Below are 305 nucleotides of genomic sequence, written 5' to 3'. Positions count from 1 at the left end.
CAGGGCGACGGCGATGAAGGGGATGTGGGAGGCGCCGCCGGATCCTGGTGTGCTGTCGGTGGAGCGGTATGTGACGGGTGAGGGCAAGAAGTTGCGGTTCGCCAACGTCTTCGCGGCCAATGATCCGGAGTCGACGTTGATGAACGTCCAGCAGCTGGAGACGCTGGGTGCGATCCGGCGTCCGTTGAGCGTGGTGATCAACTGCCGTCCGGACCGGGTGGAGCGCAATGGTCAGATGGGGGCGATCGTGCCGGATCTGGATCCGGACACGGTGTTCCTGATCGGGCATCCGACGAAGTCCGCAA

Annotated in this window: 1 pseudogene; it reads left to right on the top strand. The window is 64.3% G+C overall.

Going from position 1 to position 305, the window contains the following annotated elements:
* Positions 1 to 305, top strand: a pseudogene (locus K7472_RS32325) (poly-gamma-glutamate synthase PgsB); the annotation flags it as partial.

It is taken from the genome of Streptantibioticus parmotrematis, assembly GCF_019890615.1.
Classification (GTDB): domain Bacteria; phylum Actinomycetota; class Actinomycetes; order Streptomycetales; family Streptomycetaceae; genus Streptantibioticus_D; species Streptantibioticus_D parmotrematis.
This window is presented reverse-complemented; position numbering and strand designations above follow the sequence as displayed.